Origin of the sequence: Candidatus Anaeroferrophillus wilburensis, from assembly GCA_016934315.1 — a bacterium.
Lineage (GTDB): Bacteria > Desulfobacterota > Anaeroferrophillalia > Anaeroferrophillales > Anaeroferrophillaceae > Anaeroferrophillus > Anaeroferrophillus wilburensis.
This window is the reverse complement of the sequence record JAFGSY010000009.1, coordinates 1-15105: the sequence shown is the minus strand read 5'-3', so window position 1 is coordinate 15105 and position 15105 is coordinate 1. Positions and strand designations below refer to the sequence as shown.

13 protein-coding genes and 4 tRNA genes are annotated in these 15105 nt (G+C 53.8%); 14 read left to right on the top strand and 3 right to left on the bottom strand.

All coding sequences use genetic code 11. From position 1 onward, the window contains the following. The first annotated feature begins 185 nt into the window (after positions 1-185). Positions 186-470 carry a YjbQ family protein gene (locus JXO50_01710; protein MBN2331799.1) on the top strand — a complete coding sequence of 95 codons (285 nt, stop codon included), beginning with the start codon at positions 186-188 and terminating at the stop codon, positions 468-470. A 4-nt stretch (positions 471-474) separates the two neighbouring features. On the opposite strand, the gene JXO50_01705 is transcribed toward JXO50_01710, so the two are convergent. Beyond that, entirely contained in the window at positions 475-1704 is a 1230-nt protein-coding gene (locus tag JXO50_01705; protein ID MBN2331798.1) for a DNA recombination protein RmuC, read from the bottom strand. A 260-nt stretch (positions 1705-1964) separates the two neighbouring features. Between JXO50_01705 and JXO50_01700 the strand changes: the two genes are divergently transcribed. From JXO50_01700 to JXO50_01685, 4 genes are all read left to right on the top strand, one after another. Beyond that, entirely contained in the window at positions 1965-2387 is a 423-nt protein-coding gene (locus JXO50_01700) for a hypothetical protein (protein MBN2331797.1), read from the top strand. 316 nt (positions 2388-2703) lie between these two features. After that, entirely contained in the window at positions 2704-3855 is a 1152-nt protein-coding gene (locus JXO50_01695) for an acyl-CoA dehydrogenase family protein (protein MBN2331796.1), read from the top strand. 99 nt (positions 3856-3954) lie between these two features. Then, complete coding sequence (locus JXO50_01690) at positions 3955-5688, top strand: glutaconyl-CoA decarboxylase subunit alpha (protein MBN2331795.1); 1734 nt, start codon at positions 3955-3957, stop codon at positions 5686-5688. Positions 5689-5964: 276 nt separating this feature from the next. Continuing rightward, a complete protein-coding gene (locus JXO50_01685) occupies positions 5965-7680 on the top strand; it encodes a LysM peptidoglycan-binding domain-containing protein (GenBank protein MBN2331794.1) in 1716 nt (571 codons plus the stop codon). On the opposite strand, the gene JXO50_01680 is transcribed toward JXO50_01685, so the two are convergent. Together JXO50_01680 and JXO50_01675 are read right to left on the bottom strand one after the other, a co-directional pair. Beyond that, complete coding sequence (locus JXO50_01680) at positions 7655-8290, bottom strand: DUF3786 domain-containing protein (GenBank protein ID MBN2331793.1); 636 nt, start codon at positions 8288-8290, stop codon at positions 7655-7657. The genes JXO50_01685 and JXO50_01680 overlap by 26 nt on opposite strands. A 24-nt stretch (positions 8291-8314) precedes the next feature. Continuing rightward, on the bottom strand, positions 8315-9184 hold the full coding sequence (locus JXO50_01675) for a radical SAM protein (protein ID MBN2331792.1): 870 nt from the start codon (positions 9182-9184) through the stop codon (positions 8315-8317). A 278-nt stretch (positions 9185-9462) separates the two neighbouring features. Here JXO50_01675 and JXO50_01670 point away from each other — a divergent pair, with 278 nt between their 5' ends. The 9 genes from JXO50_01670 (at position 9463) to JXO50_01630 (ending at position 14859) form a co-directional block, all read left to right on the top strand. After that, positions 9463-10077, top strand: coding sequence for a YihA family ribosome biogenesis GTP-binding protein (locus JXO50_01670; GenBank protein MBN2331791.1), 615 nt, complete (start codon positions 9463-9465; stop codon positions 10075-10077). A 40-nt stretch (positions 10078-10117) separates the two neighbouring features. Then, complete coding sequence (locus JXO50_01665) at positions 10118-11752, top strand: radical SAM protein (GenBank protein ID MBN2331790.1); 1635 nt, start codon at positions 10118-10120, stop codon at positions 11750-11752. 166 nt (positions 11753-11918) lie between these two features. Beyond that, entirely contained in the window at positions 11919-12542 is a 624-nt protein-coding gene (locus JXO50_01660) for an MBL fold metallo-hydrolase (GenBank protein MBN2331789.1), read from the top strand. Beyond that, positions 12539-13282 carry a ribonuclease III gene (gene rnc, locus JXO50_01655; GenBank protein MBN2331788.1) on the top strand — a complete coding sequence of 248 codons (744 nt, stop codon included), beginning with the start codon at positions 12539-12541 and terminating at the stop codon, positions 13280-13282. The genes JXO50_01660 and rnc overlap by 4 nt, the downstream gene beginning before the upstream one ends. Positions 13283-13341: 59 nt before the next feature. After that, positions 13342-14436, top strand: a complete 1095-nt coding sequence (locus JXO50_01650; protein ID MBN2331787.1) for a radical SAM protein — start codon at positions 13342-13344, stop codon at positions 14434-14436. Continuing rightward, a tRNA-Thr gene (locus tag JXO50_01645) sits at positions 14437-14512 on the top strand. It begins immediately after the preceding gene. 57 nt (positions 14513-14569) lie between these two features. Beyond that, positions 14570-14654, top strand: a tRNA-Tyr gene (locus tag JXO50_01640). 16 nt (positions 14655-14670) lie between these two features. Continuing rightward, positions 14671-14747, top strand: a tRNA-Gly gene (locus JXO50_01635). A gap of 37 nt (positions 14748-14784) precedes the next feature. Then, positions 14785-14859, top strand: a tRNA-Thr gene (locus JXO50_01630). The last annotated feature ends 246 nt before the right edge of the window (positions 14860-15105 follow it).

The window sequence follows — 15105 nt, the reverse complement described above, 5'->3', positions numbered from 1 at the left end:
TTCTAAAGCCATTGTTTGTTTTCGCTATGTAACACTGCCGGTTTACGTCAGGGGTGTCTTATCGCATTCCTGACGTAAGCTGGCAGTGTATAGACAATCTTCATTGGCGAAGAGATGGTGTTTGTCGAGATGCCCGTTAATGAGGAGATACATGTTGATGGTGCTAGTTTCTCGTTGTCAACGCGATGCACATTACCGCCTCGGTGTTCATCAAAGATGATGAGTCTGGGCTCCATCACGACTTCGACGGCTGGCTGGAAAAGCTGGCCCCCCACGAGCCGGTGTCCCAGTACCGCCACAACGGCTACGAGGACAACGCCGACGGCCACCTGAAACGGCAGATCATGAGACGCGAGGTGGTGGTGGTGACCGAAGGCCAGCTTGATTTCGGCCCGTGGGAGCAGATCTTCTACGGTGAGTTTGACGGCAGAAGAAAAAAGCGGGTGCTGGTCAAGATTATCGGGGCATAATCTTTTATGCTGACTCCGGATCAACTTCTTCTCCGGGGCTGTCAGGCAAGGGTGTCTCGAATTCATTTGCGGGACTTGCCTGCTGGCGGCGCAGATCTTCAATCTTGTTCAGGTGGCGATCCAACTGCCGTTTTCTGGTGGTGGTCAAAAGATCATATTCCTTCCTGGTTTCTTCAATTTTGCTGCCCAGTTTTTCAAACGACTGGGTGAAGCGGTCCCATTGCTTGTTGAACGACCCCATCAGTGAAAGAATCTGTGCCGCTGTTTTCTCCAGCTGAAAGTTGTCGACGGCCTGACGGATGACCGCCAGGATGGCATAGAGGGAAACCGGCGAGCAAAGAACCACCTTCTGCTTGAGGGCATCGTCCAGCAGGATTTGGTCATGTTCATGGATAAAGCCATAGACCTGTTCATTGGGAATGAAAACCAGCATGTAATCAACGGTGTTGTCGCTGGGATTGATGTAATTCCGGTTGGTGACCTCCTTGATGCGCTGGCGGACATCTTTGAGAAACAACATCCGATAGGTTACACGGTCAGGGTCGCTGGTGGCTTCGAGGCATTTCATATAGTTGTTAAGGGGAAACTTGACATCCATATTCAACTTCAGTTCGTTGGGAAGCAGAAAGGTGTAGTCAGGCCGGGTGGCGGCATCGGTGAGTTTTTGCTGCTTCAGATAGTTGACGCCCTCCATAAATCCTGCCAGACGCAGAATATCCTCAGCCATCCGTTCGCCCCACTGGCCGCGGCTGCCCGTGCCGGCCAGTGCGGTTTGCAGCAGGCCGGTGGTTTCATGCAGCTTCACGGTCTGTTCGCTGGTCAACTGGAGCTGTTTGGTCAGCTCACCGAATTTAAGCTCCCGATCTTTTTCAAGACTGCTTACCAGCGTTTGCACCTGATCCAACTCTCGCTTCATTGCTCCCAGGGTTTCATCAATCAGGGCTTTTTTGCCGCTTAATTCATGATTGCCAGCAGTGAGCTGTTTACCGAGGGCTTCGTTCGCCAGTTTCAGGAACTCCTGAGTGCTTTGTGTCAGGGCATTCAGAGATATGGTGCTGAAACTGTCTTTCAGACGACCGATCAGCAGTTCGCTCTCCTGGCGGCGGCGCTCTTCCCCAGCGGCCACCAGGCTGGCGGTCAGCTCGTTGATGTTTTGCCGCCGCAGGAGGCAAAACAAGATGACAATTGCCATGCCGAGTCCCAACCCGGCGACAAAGGCAGCTATGGGTTCCATGGTGTGGTCCTTTGGCTATTGTTGTGAAAAAGTTTCGCGCCCCAGGAGCAGAGCCGACGGGTGGCGCACCTCCGACTGCTGCTGACGGTTAGCACAGATTGATGGATGTTGACAACCGGTTTACCGCGGGGGTGAAATAGTATTGGCAGCCGCTATCAGGAGGGACGGTGCGGATAAGGTTGACATTTCATCGCAGTCCTATTATATCCATAAAGTGATTATTTTCACCTGGTTGTTTTCTGTAGGAGAGGAGGCTGGTGATGTGCAGAACAGATTCTTTGAGGTTTGTCACGCTTGCTGTTGCCCTGCTGCTCCTTGCCGGTTGTGCTGTTGACCGGGGAGCGGTTGTGATTGGTTCCTCGGCTCCTCAACCACCATATCATGAGGTGAAAAAAGGGGGGCCGCCTCCCTGGGCACCGGCCCATGGGCGTAACGCCCGGCAGCACGAGTACCGTTACTACCCGTCATCGTATGTCTACTTCGAGGCATCCCGTGGTCTCTATTTCTACTTTGCTGATGGCCACTGGCAGGCTGGGATTAGTTTGCCGGTTGGTATTCATCTTGATATTGATGAGTACGTCTCTCTTGAGTTGGCAACCGAGTATCCGTATGAGCATTTTGTTGAGCATCGCCAGGCCTATCCACCGGGAAAACATAAGGAAAAGAAAAAGAAAAAGCACTGAGAGCTGCGGCCGGTTTCTGGGGTACTGTGAATGGCCGTTCCCACTGAGAAGGGTTGATTTTTAACCGAAGTGGTTGAAAAATTAATCACAGCATGCTTTGGGGGGTGAAGTCAGCTTTTAGGCCGCTGGCCGGCTGACCGCGATAACTGGTTGCAACTCTAGGCGGAATATGCTGGTGCTCCAGGCGGTCACCAGCCGCTAGTATGCCTGTTGCGATGGTACGGGATTTGCGTCAGCACCCCAGTTTGCTGGTGTCTGGTTGACATGGCGGATAGATTGCCGTTGATGGTTTTTAATAATTCTTAAGGAGGATGAGATGGATTTTGCGTTAACCGAAGAACAACAAATGATGCGTGATGCGGCTCGTCGTTTTGCTGAAGAGCGAATCCGGCCGACGATGGAAGAGGACGAGAAAAATCACTATTATCGTAAGGAACTGGTGAAGGAGATGGCCGAATTGGGGTTTTTCGGCTGCCTGGCACCGGAAGAGTACGGCGGTACCGAGGTTGGCCATCTGGCAGCCAGCATCATGGCCATGGAATTGGCCCGGGTCAGTCCTTCATGGGGATTGCCGTTTAATATGCAGATGAACGGCCTGCAGACGGTGCTGCTGAATTTTGGTACCGAAGAACAGAAAAAGAAATACCTCCCCGGGCTTATTAATGCCGACTTGTTTGGCTGTTTTGCCATTACCGAACCCAATACCGGTTCTGACGTTGCTTCCATGAAAACCTGGGCGGCGGAAAAGGATGACTGCTTTGTTCTCAACGGCAATAAAATGTGGATTTCCAATGTTCCCCATGCCCATCTCGGGGTTGTCTATGCGGTTACCGACCCGGAGGCCAAGCCGAAACATCGGGGGATCTCCGCTTTCCTGGTGGATATGCAGAGTAAGGGTATTGTTCAGGAACCCATCGAAACCAAACTTGGACTCCATTGTGCCCCCACCGGCGAGATCTATTTTGAAGATGTGGAGGTTCCGAAGGAAAATCTGGTGGGTAAACTCGGGGATGGTTTTAAGATTTGCATGAACATGCTTGACGTTACCCGTCTGAGCTGTGCTGCCCGGGCCGTGGGTGTCGGCCAGGGATGTATCGATGCCTGTGTCCAGTATGTCAAGGAGCGGACCCAGTTCGGCCGTCCCATTGGTGAGTTCCAGATGATCCAGGCCTCCATTGCTGAGATGGTGGTTGAACATGAAGCAGCCAAGCTGCTGGTGTACCAGGCGGCGACCCTGAAGGATGAAGGGACCCGGCGTTCAACTTTCGAAACTTCGATGGCCAAGTATTTTGCCGCCGAAGCTGCGGTCCATGCCGCCAATGAGGCCTGCAAGATTTTTGGTTCTTATGGTTTCTCATCGGAGTATCCGGTGGAGCGTTTCCTCAGGGACAGCAAGTCCTTCCAGGTTGTTGAAGGAACATCAAATATCCAGAAGATGATCATTGCCCGCAATGTCATGGGTGACTAAGTTTCGATTTTTTGGTGGTGTGTTGTTGTAACCATGCGCAGCCAGCTGGAGAGAATCGTTGGCCGCTGTTAATCAAAGTCAGAATGAAGGGACACGGATATGCATTCCTATTTTGCAGAAATGCCCAAGTTTGGCAAAGAGTTAAAAGCGAATCAGAAAGAAAAGATGGCCGACAGTGTGGCCAAAATCAAAGAAGTGGAGCAAACGGTCGCCGCGGCGGTGGATAAAGTGAAGAATGCCGGCATCCCGGCTGAAAAGCTTCACCAGCGGGGAGAGAAGACTGCCTGGGAACGGTTGGAATATCTGGTGGATCCGGGGACCTGGCTGCCGCTCAACACGCTGCATGACCCTACTTTCAATGCTGAGGGCACCACCGGTGTCATTAACGGCATCGGCAAGATTGCCGGCAAGTATGCCTCCATCATTGCTTCCGATAACAAAGTTCTGGCAGGTGCCTGGATTGCCGGGCAGGCGGAAAATATCTTTCGGGCTCAGGACTTGGCCGAGCGGCTGCGCATTCCTCTGGTCTGGGTGCTGAACTGCAGCGGCGTCAAACTGACGGAGCAGGAAGAGGTGTATGCCGGTCGCCGTTCCGGTGGGCGCACCTTTTTCCGCCATGCGGAACTGATCCAGAAAGGCATTCCTGTCATTGTCGGCATGTATGGTACCAATCCGGCCGGTGGCGGCTATCATGCCATCAGTCCGGCGATTATTTTTGCCCATGAAAAATCCAATATGGCGGTCGGTGGCGGCGGCATTGTCGGCGGTATGAGCCCCAAAGGGCATTTTGACGTGGAAGGAGCTGAACAGCTGATTGAATCGACCCGTCAGTTCAAGGCGGTGCCTCCCGGTAGTACCAAAATCCACCATGATGCCACCGGCTTCATGCGCAAAGTCTATGATACCGAAGAGGGGGTTCTTGACGCGATTAAGGAATGCATGGCTGGCATGCCCTCCTATGACCCTGAAGCGTTCCGGGTGGCGAAGCCGGCCGAACCCCGTTTTCCGGCTGAAGACATCAACTATCTGGTGCCCTTTAACCAGAAAGCAGTCTACAATATGGATGAAGTCCTGTCCCGGGTTTTTGACAATAGTGAACACCTGGAATTCCGCCCGGGATATGGCCCGGAAATCTACTGCGGATTGGCGAAAATCGATGGGTTTGCCGTTGGTTTTGTGGCCAACCGCCAAGGCTTTCTCGGGGCTGGTTATCCCGAGTATGCCGATTACCCGGGCATCGGCGGCAAATTGTACCGTCAGGGATTGATCAAGATGAACGAATTTGTCACCCAGTGCGGTCGTGACCGGATTCCCATGATCTGGTTCCAGGACACCTCCGGTATTGACGTTGGTGACATTGCCGAGCAGGCTGAGCTTCTGGGCCTGGGTCAGTCGTTGATTTATTCCATTGAAAGCTCTGAATTGCCGATGATGACGGTGGTCTTACGGAAAGGTACCGCGGCAGCGCACTATGTCATGTGTGGTTCCCAGGGCAACCGGAACAATGCTCTGACCCTCGGAACGCCGGTTACTGAAATTTATGTCATGCATGGTGAAACTGCGGCGGCCGCGTCATTTTCCCGGCGGTTGGTGAAAGAGCAGGATGCCGGCCGGCCATTGGAGCCGGTTATTGACAAAATGAATGCCCTGGCAAAACAGTATTATGACCAGTCACGGCCGGTATACTGTGCCCAGCGGAACTTTGTTGATGAGGTGGTGCCGCTGCCCACTATGCGGGATTATTTCATTGCTTTCACCCGGGCTGCTTATCAGAATCCTGCATCGATCTGTCCGCATCACCAGATGCTGCTGCCCCGCCTGATCCGTGGTTGAAAAAGGGCTAATTATTGATGCCATAAGGTTGCAGAAACGATAGGCTATCCAGTGAAGAAGCTCTCAAGCGGTCCCGGTGTTCATGCCGGGACCGCTTTTTTATGGAAAATTGAGGTTGACAGGGGCTTGATAAGCTTGTTATGGCTTCAGGGTTTGAAAAAAATGCCGATGGTATCACTATGATGTTTCCCGCTGTGCTGTTTTGCCGCCCGGGTAAAACCGCTGCGGTTTTGTGCCCGTTCTCTTGAAACAACATCTAAAAGGTGGACCTTGTACATGATTCAACGATGGTGCTGGTTATTGCTGTTATTGCTGTTGCTCTGCGCCTGCAGTATGGAGAAGGCGACCTTGAAACAGGAGCCGGAATCTCTGGTGCTGACCGGCGGTTCCTGGTGTCTGCCCGCTGAACGTCTGGTGGCCGATCAGGGCGATAATGCCTGCTTGGAGGATGACAACGAAGAATTTTTGAGTCCCTGGATGCAGGTTGTTGATGCGGATGACGAAGGCTCAGTTCTTTTTCTCTATGATCTGCTGTCAGATACCAGGATCGATCAGCCGGCGACTGCTGACGACCTGGAAATAGAAGCCAAAGCCAGGACCGGGGCCCGGTATGAATTCCCCATTGTCATCAATAAAAAAGTTGAACGCTTTATCTCCTACTACAGCACGGTAAATAGTGCTTTCATGCGCCGTTCTCTCAAACGGGCTCAGTTGTATCTTCCTGAAATTAAAAGGATTTTTCATGAGTATCATATCCCTGAGGAGCTGGCATACATGGCCCTCATTGAAAGCGGCTTTACCACCCATGCCTATTCGCGGGCGAAAGCCTGCGGTCCCTGGCAGTTTATTGCCGGTACTGGAAAGAAATATGGTTTGACGATTAATTGGTGGATTGATGAGCGGCGTGACCCCATCAAGTCAACGTCCGCTGCTGCCCGTTATCTCCATGATTTATATGGTTACTTTGATTCTTGGTATCTTTCTGCCGCGGCCTATAATGCCGGCGAAGGGAAGATTATGCGGGCGATCAAGAAGCATAAAACCGAAGATTTCTGGGAAATGTCCCGTTTCACCTATTTAAAGCGGGAGACGAAGGAATACATTCCCCGGTTGATTGCCGCGATACTTATTGCCCGTGAACCGGAAAAGTACGGGTTGGCCGATGTCGGCTATCTGCCGCCGCTAACCTATGATGAAGTGTTGGTCAGCGATGCCACCGACCTGCAGGTGGTTGCCTGGGCGGCTGGCTGCAAGTATGAGGTGGTCAAGGATTTGAATCCGGAGCTGCGCTATTGGTGTACACCACCGAATATGCGTGAATATCTGGTCAAGGTTCCCACAGGGACCGGGCCGCAGTGCCGGGAACGGCTGGCCAGCCTGCCGCCGGAACAGCGGATTACTTTTCGCCGCCACAAGATCAGATCGGGCGAATCTCTGTCAACCATTGCCCGGCATTACCACACCAGAATTCAGCCGATCAAGGAGTTGAATAATCTGGCAGGCAACACCATCAGGGCGGGAAAATATTTAATTATCCCGGTCCGGTCCGGCGGTGCCGGGTCGGTGGTTTTTGCTCCTGAGATCTATCGGGCAGGGCTTCAGCGGCAGGGGCCGGCGCAGTCTATTATCCATCGGCCGTCGGCTTATCGGGTGCGTCGCGGTGACAGCCTCTGGAGCATTGCCAGAAAATATCGCATTTCAGTAGCCGATATCAGGAGTTGGAATGGTCTTGGCAGGTCAACTCTGATCAAGCCCGGCCAGGTATTGGTTCTTTCCGACCAGCGGCAGCAGAAACAGCTGGCGGCCGCCAGCTTTACCACCGCATCAGTCAATAAGGCTATCAGGCTGCGCCGGGGGGATACGCTGTGGAAAGTGTCCCGTGATCACGGGCTGACGGTTCAGCAGCTGTGCCGCTGGAATAATCTGCAGGAAGGATCGATCCTGCAGCCGGGACAGGTTCTTTATCTTAGTCCCCGGGCTGATCGGCCGTAGCTCGGGCCAGAACCCGCTTGGTTGCCATTTGAGCCAGGACAACAATATCCTCCAGGGACAGATAGTGGTCAATAGCTGCATCGAAAAGGATATCATATGCGGGGGGGAAATCTTCATCCCCTTCCCAGAATACCATGGTCAGATCAATGCCCGGCAGGGCATTGATGGTGAATGAGACATCGCCCACCGGTCCGGCTGCCGCTGCCAGACGTTCACCCGCCTTGCTGAACAGGTTGCCATCATTTCCCAGTTTGCTTGCTAGAATATCGGTTGTTTTGCGTTTGAAAACCGGAAAGTAAAATGATCCTCCGGTAATGGCGCCATAATTGACCAGCTGTCCGGCGTGGGCCTTCCGGTTGGCGTTGGCGAGGTAGTGGAGGATGATGATTTTGCTGACCAGCGAGATGACTGATTCCTCGGGACAGCTGAAGTCCAGTTGGGGATAGGTGATGCTGTAGGGCCGCTGGAAAAAAGGCAGGCTGAGGGTAACGCCGGTTGCCGTTTCCTGCCAGCTGATCCCGGGATGATCCTGGAGGTAGCTGATATCGGTAGCCGTGAGCCGGTCTGCAGCCAGCGTAAAGGTCTGTTGATAGTTTTTCTGTTTTTGCATGTTTGCTCGTCTCAAAAAACGGGGTTAGAGGCCGCGCATCCATTCCTGCCGCAGGGGCAGGCTGCCATCCAGTGCCTTGTCGATCATGGTCAGCGCTGCTTCACGGTCCTTGGGTGAGTGGATTTTAATCGGCAGGTAGTTGGAGGCATGGTTGGCCATAAACATCCCCCGGGTCAGGTGGGTGGCGGCAATCATCTCACGCAGCTCCAGCAGCAGGCCACGCTTATCCGGCAGGATGAAGAGTCCTTGTTCGGCCTCTTGGGCCAAACGGGTACCCGGGACAATCATGGTTACCAGGGCGCCCACATAGGCGGGGTCAATGGCACTTAAAAGCTCGCCGGTCAGTCGGGCATGGATCAAGGATCGTTGGCTGCCGGCAATGCCGATCATTACGGTTGTTGACAGCTTCATGCCGGCATCCTGGGCCATGCGGCATAGCTGGAGTGTCTCGGCGGCTGTGGTCCCTTTGTCAATTGCTGCCAGGGTCTGGTCGTCACCACTTTCAAGGCCATAATAGATAATGCCCAGTTTTTCCTGCCGCAGGGCCTCCAGTTCAGCCGGACTCTTTTTGCGCAGCGATTTGGCCGAAGCATAAATGCCGATTCTGGTGAGCCGCGGCAGTTCCCGGTTGATCGTCTGCAGGAGAGTCAGCAGACGGGGAAAGGGGATAATCAGGGCGTCGCCATCGGTGATGAACAACCGCCGGGCTTGGGGAAAGGCATGGTTTGCGTAACGGATGTCCGCCAGCAGGGTTTCCTCGTCCTTGATGCGAAAGCGAACTCCGGTATAGGTGGGGCAGAATGTGCAGCGATTGTGGGAGCAGCCTATCGTTGCCTGAAGAATGATGCTGCGGGCCTCGCTGGGAGGCCTGATGATGTTGCCTTCGTAATGCATGGTGTCCTTAAATGGTCGCGGTCAACGTTTTGACGGTTTTTTGTTATGCTGAACAGGCAAAGAATCAGTTGTTAAGGAGACCGTGTCTGCCGCCTTGGCCGATGCTGGACAGTTGCGTTGGATGAAACCTATGCAGCAGCTGTCAGGTTGTTTCGCAACCCCTGTTGTTGTGTCGGAACAAGAGTCTCCATTGACTTTTTGTCCGGTCACTGTATAACATATCCCCTAACTATTCTGCAACCGTGACCTTTATCCGGGAAAAGTATAAGGAGTTTTTCGTGCATATCAAGACGGTGGAGTTTTTTACCAGTGCCGTTGATCTGGCAGGGGTCCCCGATGACCCGTTGCCCCAGATTGCCATTGCTGGTCGTTCCAATGTGGGGAAGTCCTCACTGATCAACTCGCTTCTGCAACGGCGGGCTCTGGCCCGGACCAGCGCTCGTCCAGGGCACACGAAAATGATCAATTTTTTTCTCGTCAATGACCTTTTTTATCTCGTTGACCTGCCCGGCTATGGTTATGCTGCCGTTGATATGCATACCAAGGCATCATGGGGTCCCCTGGTTCATGAGTATCTTGATAAAGCAGTTCACTTGCGTCTGGTTGTCCTGCTGCTGGACATCCGTCGGGATCTGACCGAGGGGGACCGGCAGCTGGTGCAATGGTTGGCTGTCAATCAGCTGCCCATGACTTTGGTGCTTACCAAGGCGGATAAGTTTAAAGCCTCCCGACGGGCTCTGCGGGTGCGGCAGTGGCGCCAGGAGCTTGAAACGTTAGGCGTTGTCAGCCGGCCGATCATCTACTCGGTACCCAAGCGGCTTGGCCGGGAGACATTGCTGGATGCGCTGGCCGCGGCGGTTGGACCGCTGCCTTCTGTGGTGGAGGAAGTATGATGGTGTCGGGTTTAGCCGGCAATGCGACGGGGAGCGGGCGGTGAAGCCGGCATCTTTTCCCTCCGGCCGCCGCCCTTTGCCTGAACGGGGTGCCATTATTAAAGAATGGGGCGGCCGCTATCCGGTGGCCCTGGGGTATCCCAATACCTATCAGGTGGGTATGGGAAACCTGGGGTTTCTCTCCATCTACTCTCTGCTGAATGCGCATCCCCGGGTGGTTGCCGAGCGGTTTTTTCTTTCCCACAACCGGCAATCAAAAGCGGCTGCTCCCCTGGAAACCCTGGAAACCAGGCGGCTGGTACGGGATGCGAAGGTTATTGTTTTTTCCGTATCTTTTGAAAAGGATTATCTCCATGTGGTTGAAATGCTGCAACGGGCCGGCTTGGCGGTAACTGCTGCCAAGCGTCGTGCTGGTGATCCCCTGGTTCTGGCAGGGGGGGTGGCCACTTTTATCAACCCGTTGCCGCTGGCCGATATTGTTGATGCGTTTCTCCTGGGGGAGGGGGAAACTCAGGTTTTGCAGGTGATGGATCAGCTGCTGGCCAATCAGCAGGCAGACAAAGAAGAAGTGCTGTCCCTGCTGGCCGGGGTTGAGGGCGTGTTTGTTCCCGACCAGACGGGTTCAGGGAAGGGATGTCCTCCCGCTCCGGTGTCGGTTGCCAAGTGCCGAGATGTGGACCGGTTTGTTCCCGTATCTGCGGTCAGCACCTTGGCAGGCACCTCACCGCTGTCTGCCTCATGCCTGCTGGAAATAAATCGTGGCTGTCCCCGAGGCTGCCGCTTCTGTGCAGCTGGATTTGTGTATCGACCCTTCCGGAACCGTTCACTGGCGCGGCTCCAGGAAGTATTCTCTGCCGCCATGGATGATGGCCATGGGCATTTTGGTCTTGTTGGTTCGGCTCTTGGAGATTATCCTCAGCTGAAACAATTGTGTTCCTGGTTGGTGGAGAAAAAAGCAACATTCAGTCCTTCATCCCTAAGACTTGACACCCTTGATAAGGAACTGCTTGAGTTGCTGCAGGCCGGCGGGGTGAGAAGTGTTGCTGTGGCTCCCGAAGCCGGCTCCCAGCGGCTGAGGCAGATGATACATAAACAGTTGCATGAGGAGCAGATAGTCGCGGGAACCCGCCTGGCTGCCGAAAACGGGATTTATCAGGTGAAGCTCTATTTCCTTATCGGCCTGCCGTCGGAAACCGATAATGACCTTGAGGCGATTGTCACCTTGGTCGACTTGATTAGAAAAACCATGCTGGACAGCCGCCGGTCAAGGCAGAAGAGTATCCGGCTGAGCGTCAGCATCAATCCTTTTATTCCCAAGCCCCACACACCGCTGCAATGGGCGCCGTTTGACGATCTGGCCCGATTGCGTTGGAAGCAGCACTATCTTGCCGGGGCATTGCGACGGTTAGGCAATGTGAGTGTTGAGATGGAAAACGTCTTGGATGCCGCCTGGCAAGCAATGATCAGCAGAGGAGACCGGGAAATAGGTTCCCTGTTGCAACGCTTGGCCGGACAGCCCGACTCCAGACGTCGGATGATCCGGGAGGCGGTCAAAACGAATCCCTCTCTTTTCGCTGCCCGTCCGCTTAACGTTTCCCTGCCCTGGTCATTCATGGCCCAGGAAACGTCAACCGACGTTCTGGTCCATCTCTATCATCAAAGCTGTGGGGCGTGACGGCAAAATCCCTTGCTTTTTTAGCCGGGACATATTAAAAATTACGTTTTTCCTGGGACGGTTCTTAAATGTGAAGGGCAGTTTTCGGCCGTCTGTAATGTTAGTCATTGTTTCTCCGGTGTCGGCAGTTTCGACCTGGCAGGATTGTGAACAAGGAGTAGCTGGTATGATTCTTGAAACCGTAGTTGTTGGTCCCCTCCAGGTAAATTGTTATATTGTTGGTTGTGAACAGAGTAAAAAGGCGGCAGTTATCGACCCGGGTGATAATGTTGATGCCATTCTTGCCGCTTTGGCAGGCCATAAACTGACCGTGCAATATATTATTAATACTCATGAACATTTTGATCATGTGGGGGGTAATAAGCGCCTCAAAGAGGTGACCGGGGCCAAGCTGCTGGCCCATGAAAAGGCGGCCGCAGAGATCGTTAACATCTCTTCCCGGGCTGCCATTTGGGGCATGCAGGCGGAAGACTCTCCTGCCGCTGACCGTTTCCTGCAAGAGGGTGACCAGGTGATAGTGGGAGACTCGGTGACGTTGGAGGTCTTTGAAACTCCCGGCCATTCTCTTGGTTCCATCTGCCTGGCAACGAGCGGCGCCGTGTTTGTCGGCGACCTGATTTTTGCCGGCTCCATCGGCAGAACTGACTTTCCCGGTGGTGATTACCAGGTTCTTCTTTCTTCGGTGCGGGAGAAAGTTTTTACCCTCGATAATGAGACGGTCATCTATCCCGGTCATGGGCCGGCGACAACCGTAGGTCGGGAGAAGCTGACCAACCCGTTTTTTACATGAAACAACCGTCTGAAAGCAAGGCGCTGACCGACCTCCAGGAGTCGATTGGCTACCGGTTTGCCGATGCTTCTCTTCTCGTTCAGGCTCTTACCCATCGTTCTTTCTGCAATGAACAGCAAGAAATGAGTCACAACTCCAGCTATGAAAGGCTGGAGTTTCTTGGTGATGCGATTCTCAAGTACCTGCATAGTGAAATGATCTATGAGGCTTTTCCCTCCGAGCCGGAGGGGAGCATGTCCAAGATGAGAGCTTCCTGGGAAAATGAACATCAGCTGGCACTCATGGCCCGACGGCTTGACCTGGGGGTCCATGTCAGGTTTGGTAGGGGAGAATTGAAACAGGGCGGCAGGCAGAAAGATTCTATTCTTGCCGATGTCTTTGAAGCCTTGCTGGCGGCCATCTATCTTGACGGAGGCGTGGCCGCGGCCCGCCGTTTCGTGGCGGTGCAGTTTGCCGGCTTCCTGGCCGGTGAGAAATGTGCCGACCCTGCCCATGATTATAAATCCCGTCTGAAGGAGCAGCTTCAGCAGCAAGGGCATGAGCTGCCTCTCTATCGGTTGGTAGCAGTAGAAGGGCCTGAGCATCGCCGGATTTTCCAGGTGGAAGTCGTTGCCGAGAGTTGCCTTCTGGGCGCCGGCCGCGGAGCCAGCAAAAAAAAGGCTGAACAGATGGCATCAAAGGAAGCGCTGGCGTTTTTGACCCGGCATCCTGATATCCTTTCCGGCCCGGCAAGAGGGTAGGCCTTTTCCTGCTCCCGGCGTTTTTGCAAGCCGGGAAATTGTCCCAGCGAGGTTGGCCCATGCCGGCAAACCCTTTGATTATCCCCTACTTTCTTAATCAGGCCGGCTGTCCCCGGCGCTGTATTTTCTGTAATCAGCAGGTGATTGTCGGCTCGGAGGAGGGTGGTCAGGGTACCCTGGAGGAGGTGGTTGCCGCTTATTGCCAATCATGGGGCGGAACAACCAAACGTCAGGTGCAGCTTGCTTTCTATGGTGGCTCATTTACCTCATTACCCCTCCAGCAGCAGCAGGAATACCTGCTTCAGGCTTGGCGTTATCTGCAGCAGGGTACGGTTCAGCGGGTGCGCCTCTCTACCCGTCCTGATGCTCTGGAGAAGGTTTGTGTAGAGCATCTGCAGCGATACGGGGTTGATATCGTTGAACTGGGGGTCCAATCACTTGACGACCAGGTGCTGGCAGCCAGCAACCGGGGGCATAATGCTGCTGCGGCCATCGCTGCGGTCAAGCTTTTACAGGAATATGATTTTACCGTCGGCATCCAGCTGATGGTGGGCTTGCCGCTCCAGCACCGCGCCAGTTTTTTTGCCACGCTTGAAACCGTCATTGGCTTACGGCCCGCTTTTATCAGGTTGTATCCTGCCCTAGTACTTGCCGGAACCAGATGGGCGACCTGCTGGCATGAGCCAGGCTACACTCCCTTGCCCCTCCCGGAAGCGGTTTCCTGGTGCGCCGACGCGTTATGCTTATGCCGAGCGGCAGACATCCCGGTGGTCCGGATGGGGTTGCACCCTTCCGGTGGCTTGGATAGGCCGGGTAACGTGGTTGCCGGACCCTATCATCAGGCATTTGGAGAGTTGGTAAAAAGTTATTTATTTCGCGAAAAAGTCGTTGACATGGTGAGAAAAGGTGTGCTAGACAAACAATCCCGTTTGCGCCAGGGAAAGCGGACAGCTGTGTCTTTTGGTCTCCATGTTGCTGATATATCAGCTTTTATTGGCCATCAGCGATCTAATATGCTTTTTTTTGCGCAGCAATTTCAGGATCTTGAGATTGGCTGGCATGTTGATCGGCAGGTATGTCGCGGTGAGTTTGCCTGTATGGTGGGCCGCCGATCTGTGGCTGATCGCTGTTCGATCTTTGTGCCTCAGGGCTAAGCTGGCGTAGCTCAACTGGTAGAGCAGCTGACTTGTAATCAGCAGGTTGCGGGTTCGAGTCCCATCGCCAGCTCCATTTTGATGGGTTTACTCCACGCGTTCTTTGTGATAGTAATAATTGTTTGTTGATTATGGAGAGGTTCCCGAGTGGTCAAAGGGAGCAGACTGTAAATCTGCCGGCCGAGCCTTCGGAGGTTCAAATCCTCCCCTCTCCACCAGTTTTGTATAGTATGTGCGGGAGTAGCTCAGTTGGCTAGAGCGTCAGCCTTCCAAGCTGAGGGTCGCGGGTTCGAGTCCCGTTTCCCGCTCCATCTATTTTCGGGGACTGGAGATTGTTGGAGTCTTGTTGCCCACGTAGCTCAGTGGTGGAGCACTTCCTTGGTAAGGAAGAGGTCATCGGTTCAATCCCGATCGTGGGCTCCAGTTGGATTCTTTAACCGGTTCTTGTTCCAGCCGTATGAGGTGGTATGGCTGGCTTTCTTTTTTTTGCTGCTGTGGGTATGGGGTTGATCTGCATTCCATGGCGCGATGCAGGTGATGGAAAACGATTTAATTTGGCTGGATTGAGGCTGCAGGGGAGGAGAAGCGATGGCAAAAGCGAAGTATGAGCGGACGAAGCCGCACGTGAATGTGGGGACGATAGGCCATGTAGACCATGGTAAGACGACC

Excerpts from the sequence above, each read along its gene's own strand:
- JXO50_01695 (MBN2331796.1), top strand. The coding sequence starts at position 2,704 with ATGGATTTTGCGTTAACCGAAGAACAACAAATGATGCGTGATGCGGCT.
- JXO50_01705 (MBN2331798.1), bottom strand. The coding sequence starts at position 1,704 with ATGGAACCCATAGCTGCCTTTGTCGCCGGGTTGGGACTCGGCATGGCA.
- JXO50_01650 (MBN2331787.1), top strand. The coding sequence starts at position 13,342 with ATGCCGGCAAACCCTTTGATTATCCCCTACTTTCTTAATCAGGCCGGC.
- JXO50_01675 (MBN2331792.1), bottom strand. The coding sequence starts at position 9,184 with ATGCATTACGAAGGCAACATCATCAGGCCTCCCAGCGAGGCCCGCAGC.
- JXO50_01710 (MBN2331799.1), top strand. The coding sequence starts at position 186 with ATGCACATTACCGCCTCGGTGTTCATCAAAGATGATGAGTCTGGGCTC.
- JXO50_01685 (MBN2331794.1), top strand. The coding sequence starts at position 5,965 with ATGATTCAACGATGGTGCTGGTTATTGCTGTTATTGCTGTTGCTCTGC.
- JXO50_01700 (MBN2331797.1), top strand. The coding sequence starts at position 1,965 with ATGTGCAGAACAGATTCTTTGAGGTTTGTCACGCTTGCTGTTGCCCTG.
- JXO50_01690 (MBN2331795.1), top strand. The coding sequence starts at position 3,955 with ATGCATTCCTATTTTGCAGAAATGCCCAAGTTTGGCAAAGAGTTAAAA.
- JXO50_01660 (MBN2331789.1), top strand. The coding sequence starts at position 11,919 with ATGATTCTTGAAACCGTAGTTGTTGGTCCCCTCCAGGTAAATTGTTAT.
- rnc (MBN2331788.1), top strand. The coding sequence starts at position 12,539 with ATGAAACAACCGTCTGAAAGCAAGGCGCTGACCGACCTCCAGGAGTCG.
- JXO50_01680 (MBN2331793.1), bottom strand. The coding sequence starts at position 8,290 with ATGCAAAAACAGAAAAACTATCAACAGACCTTTACGCTGGCTGCAGAC.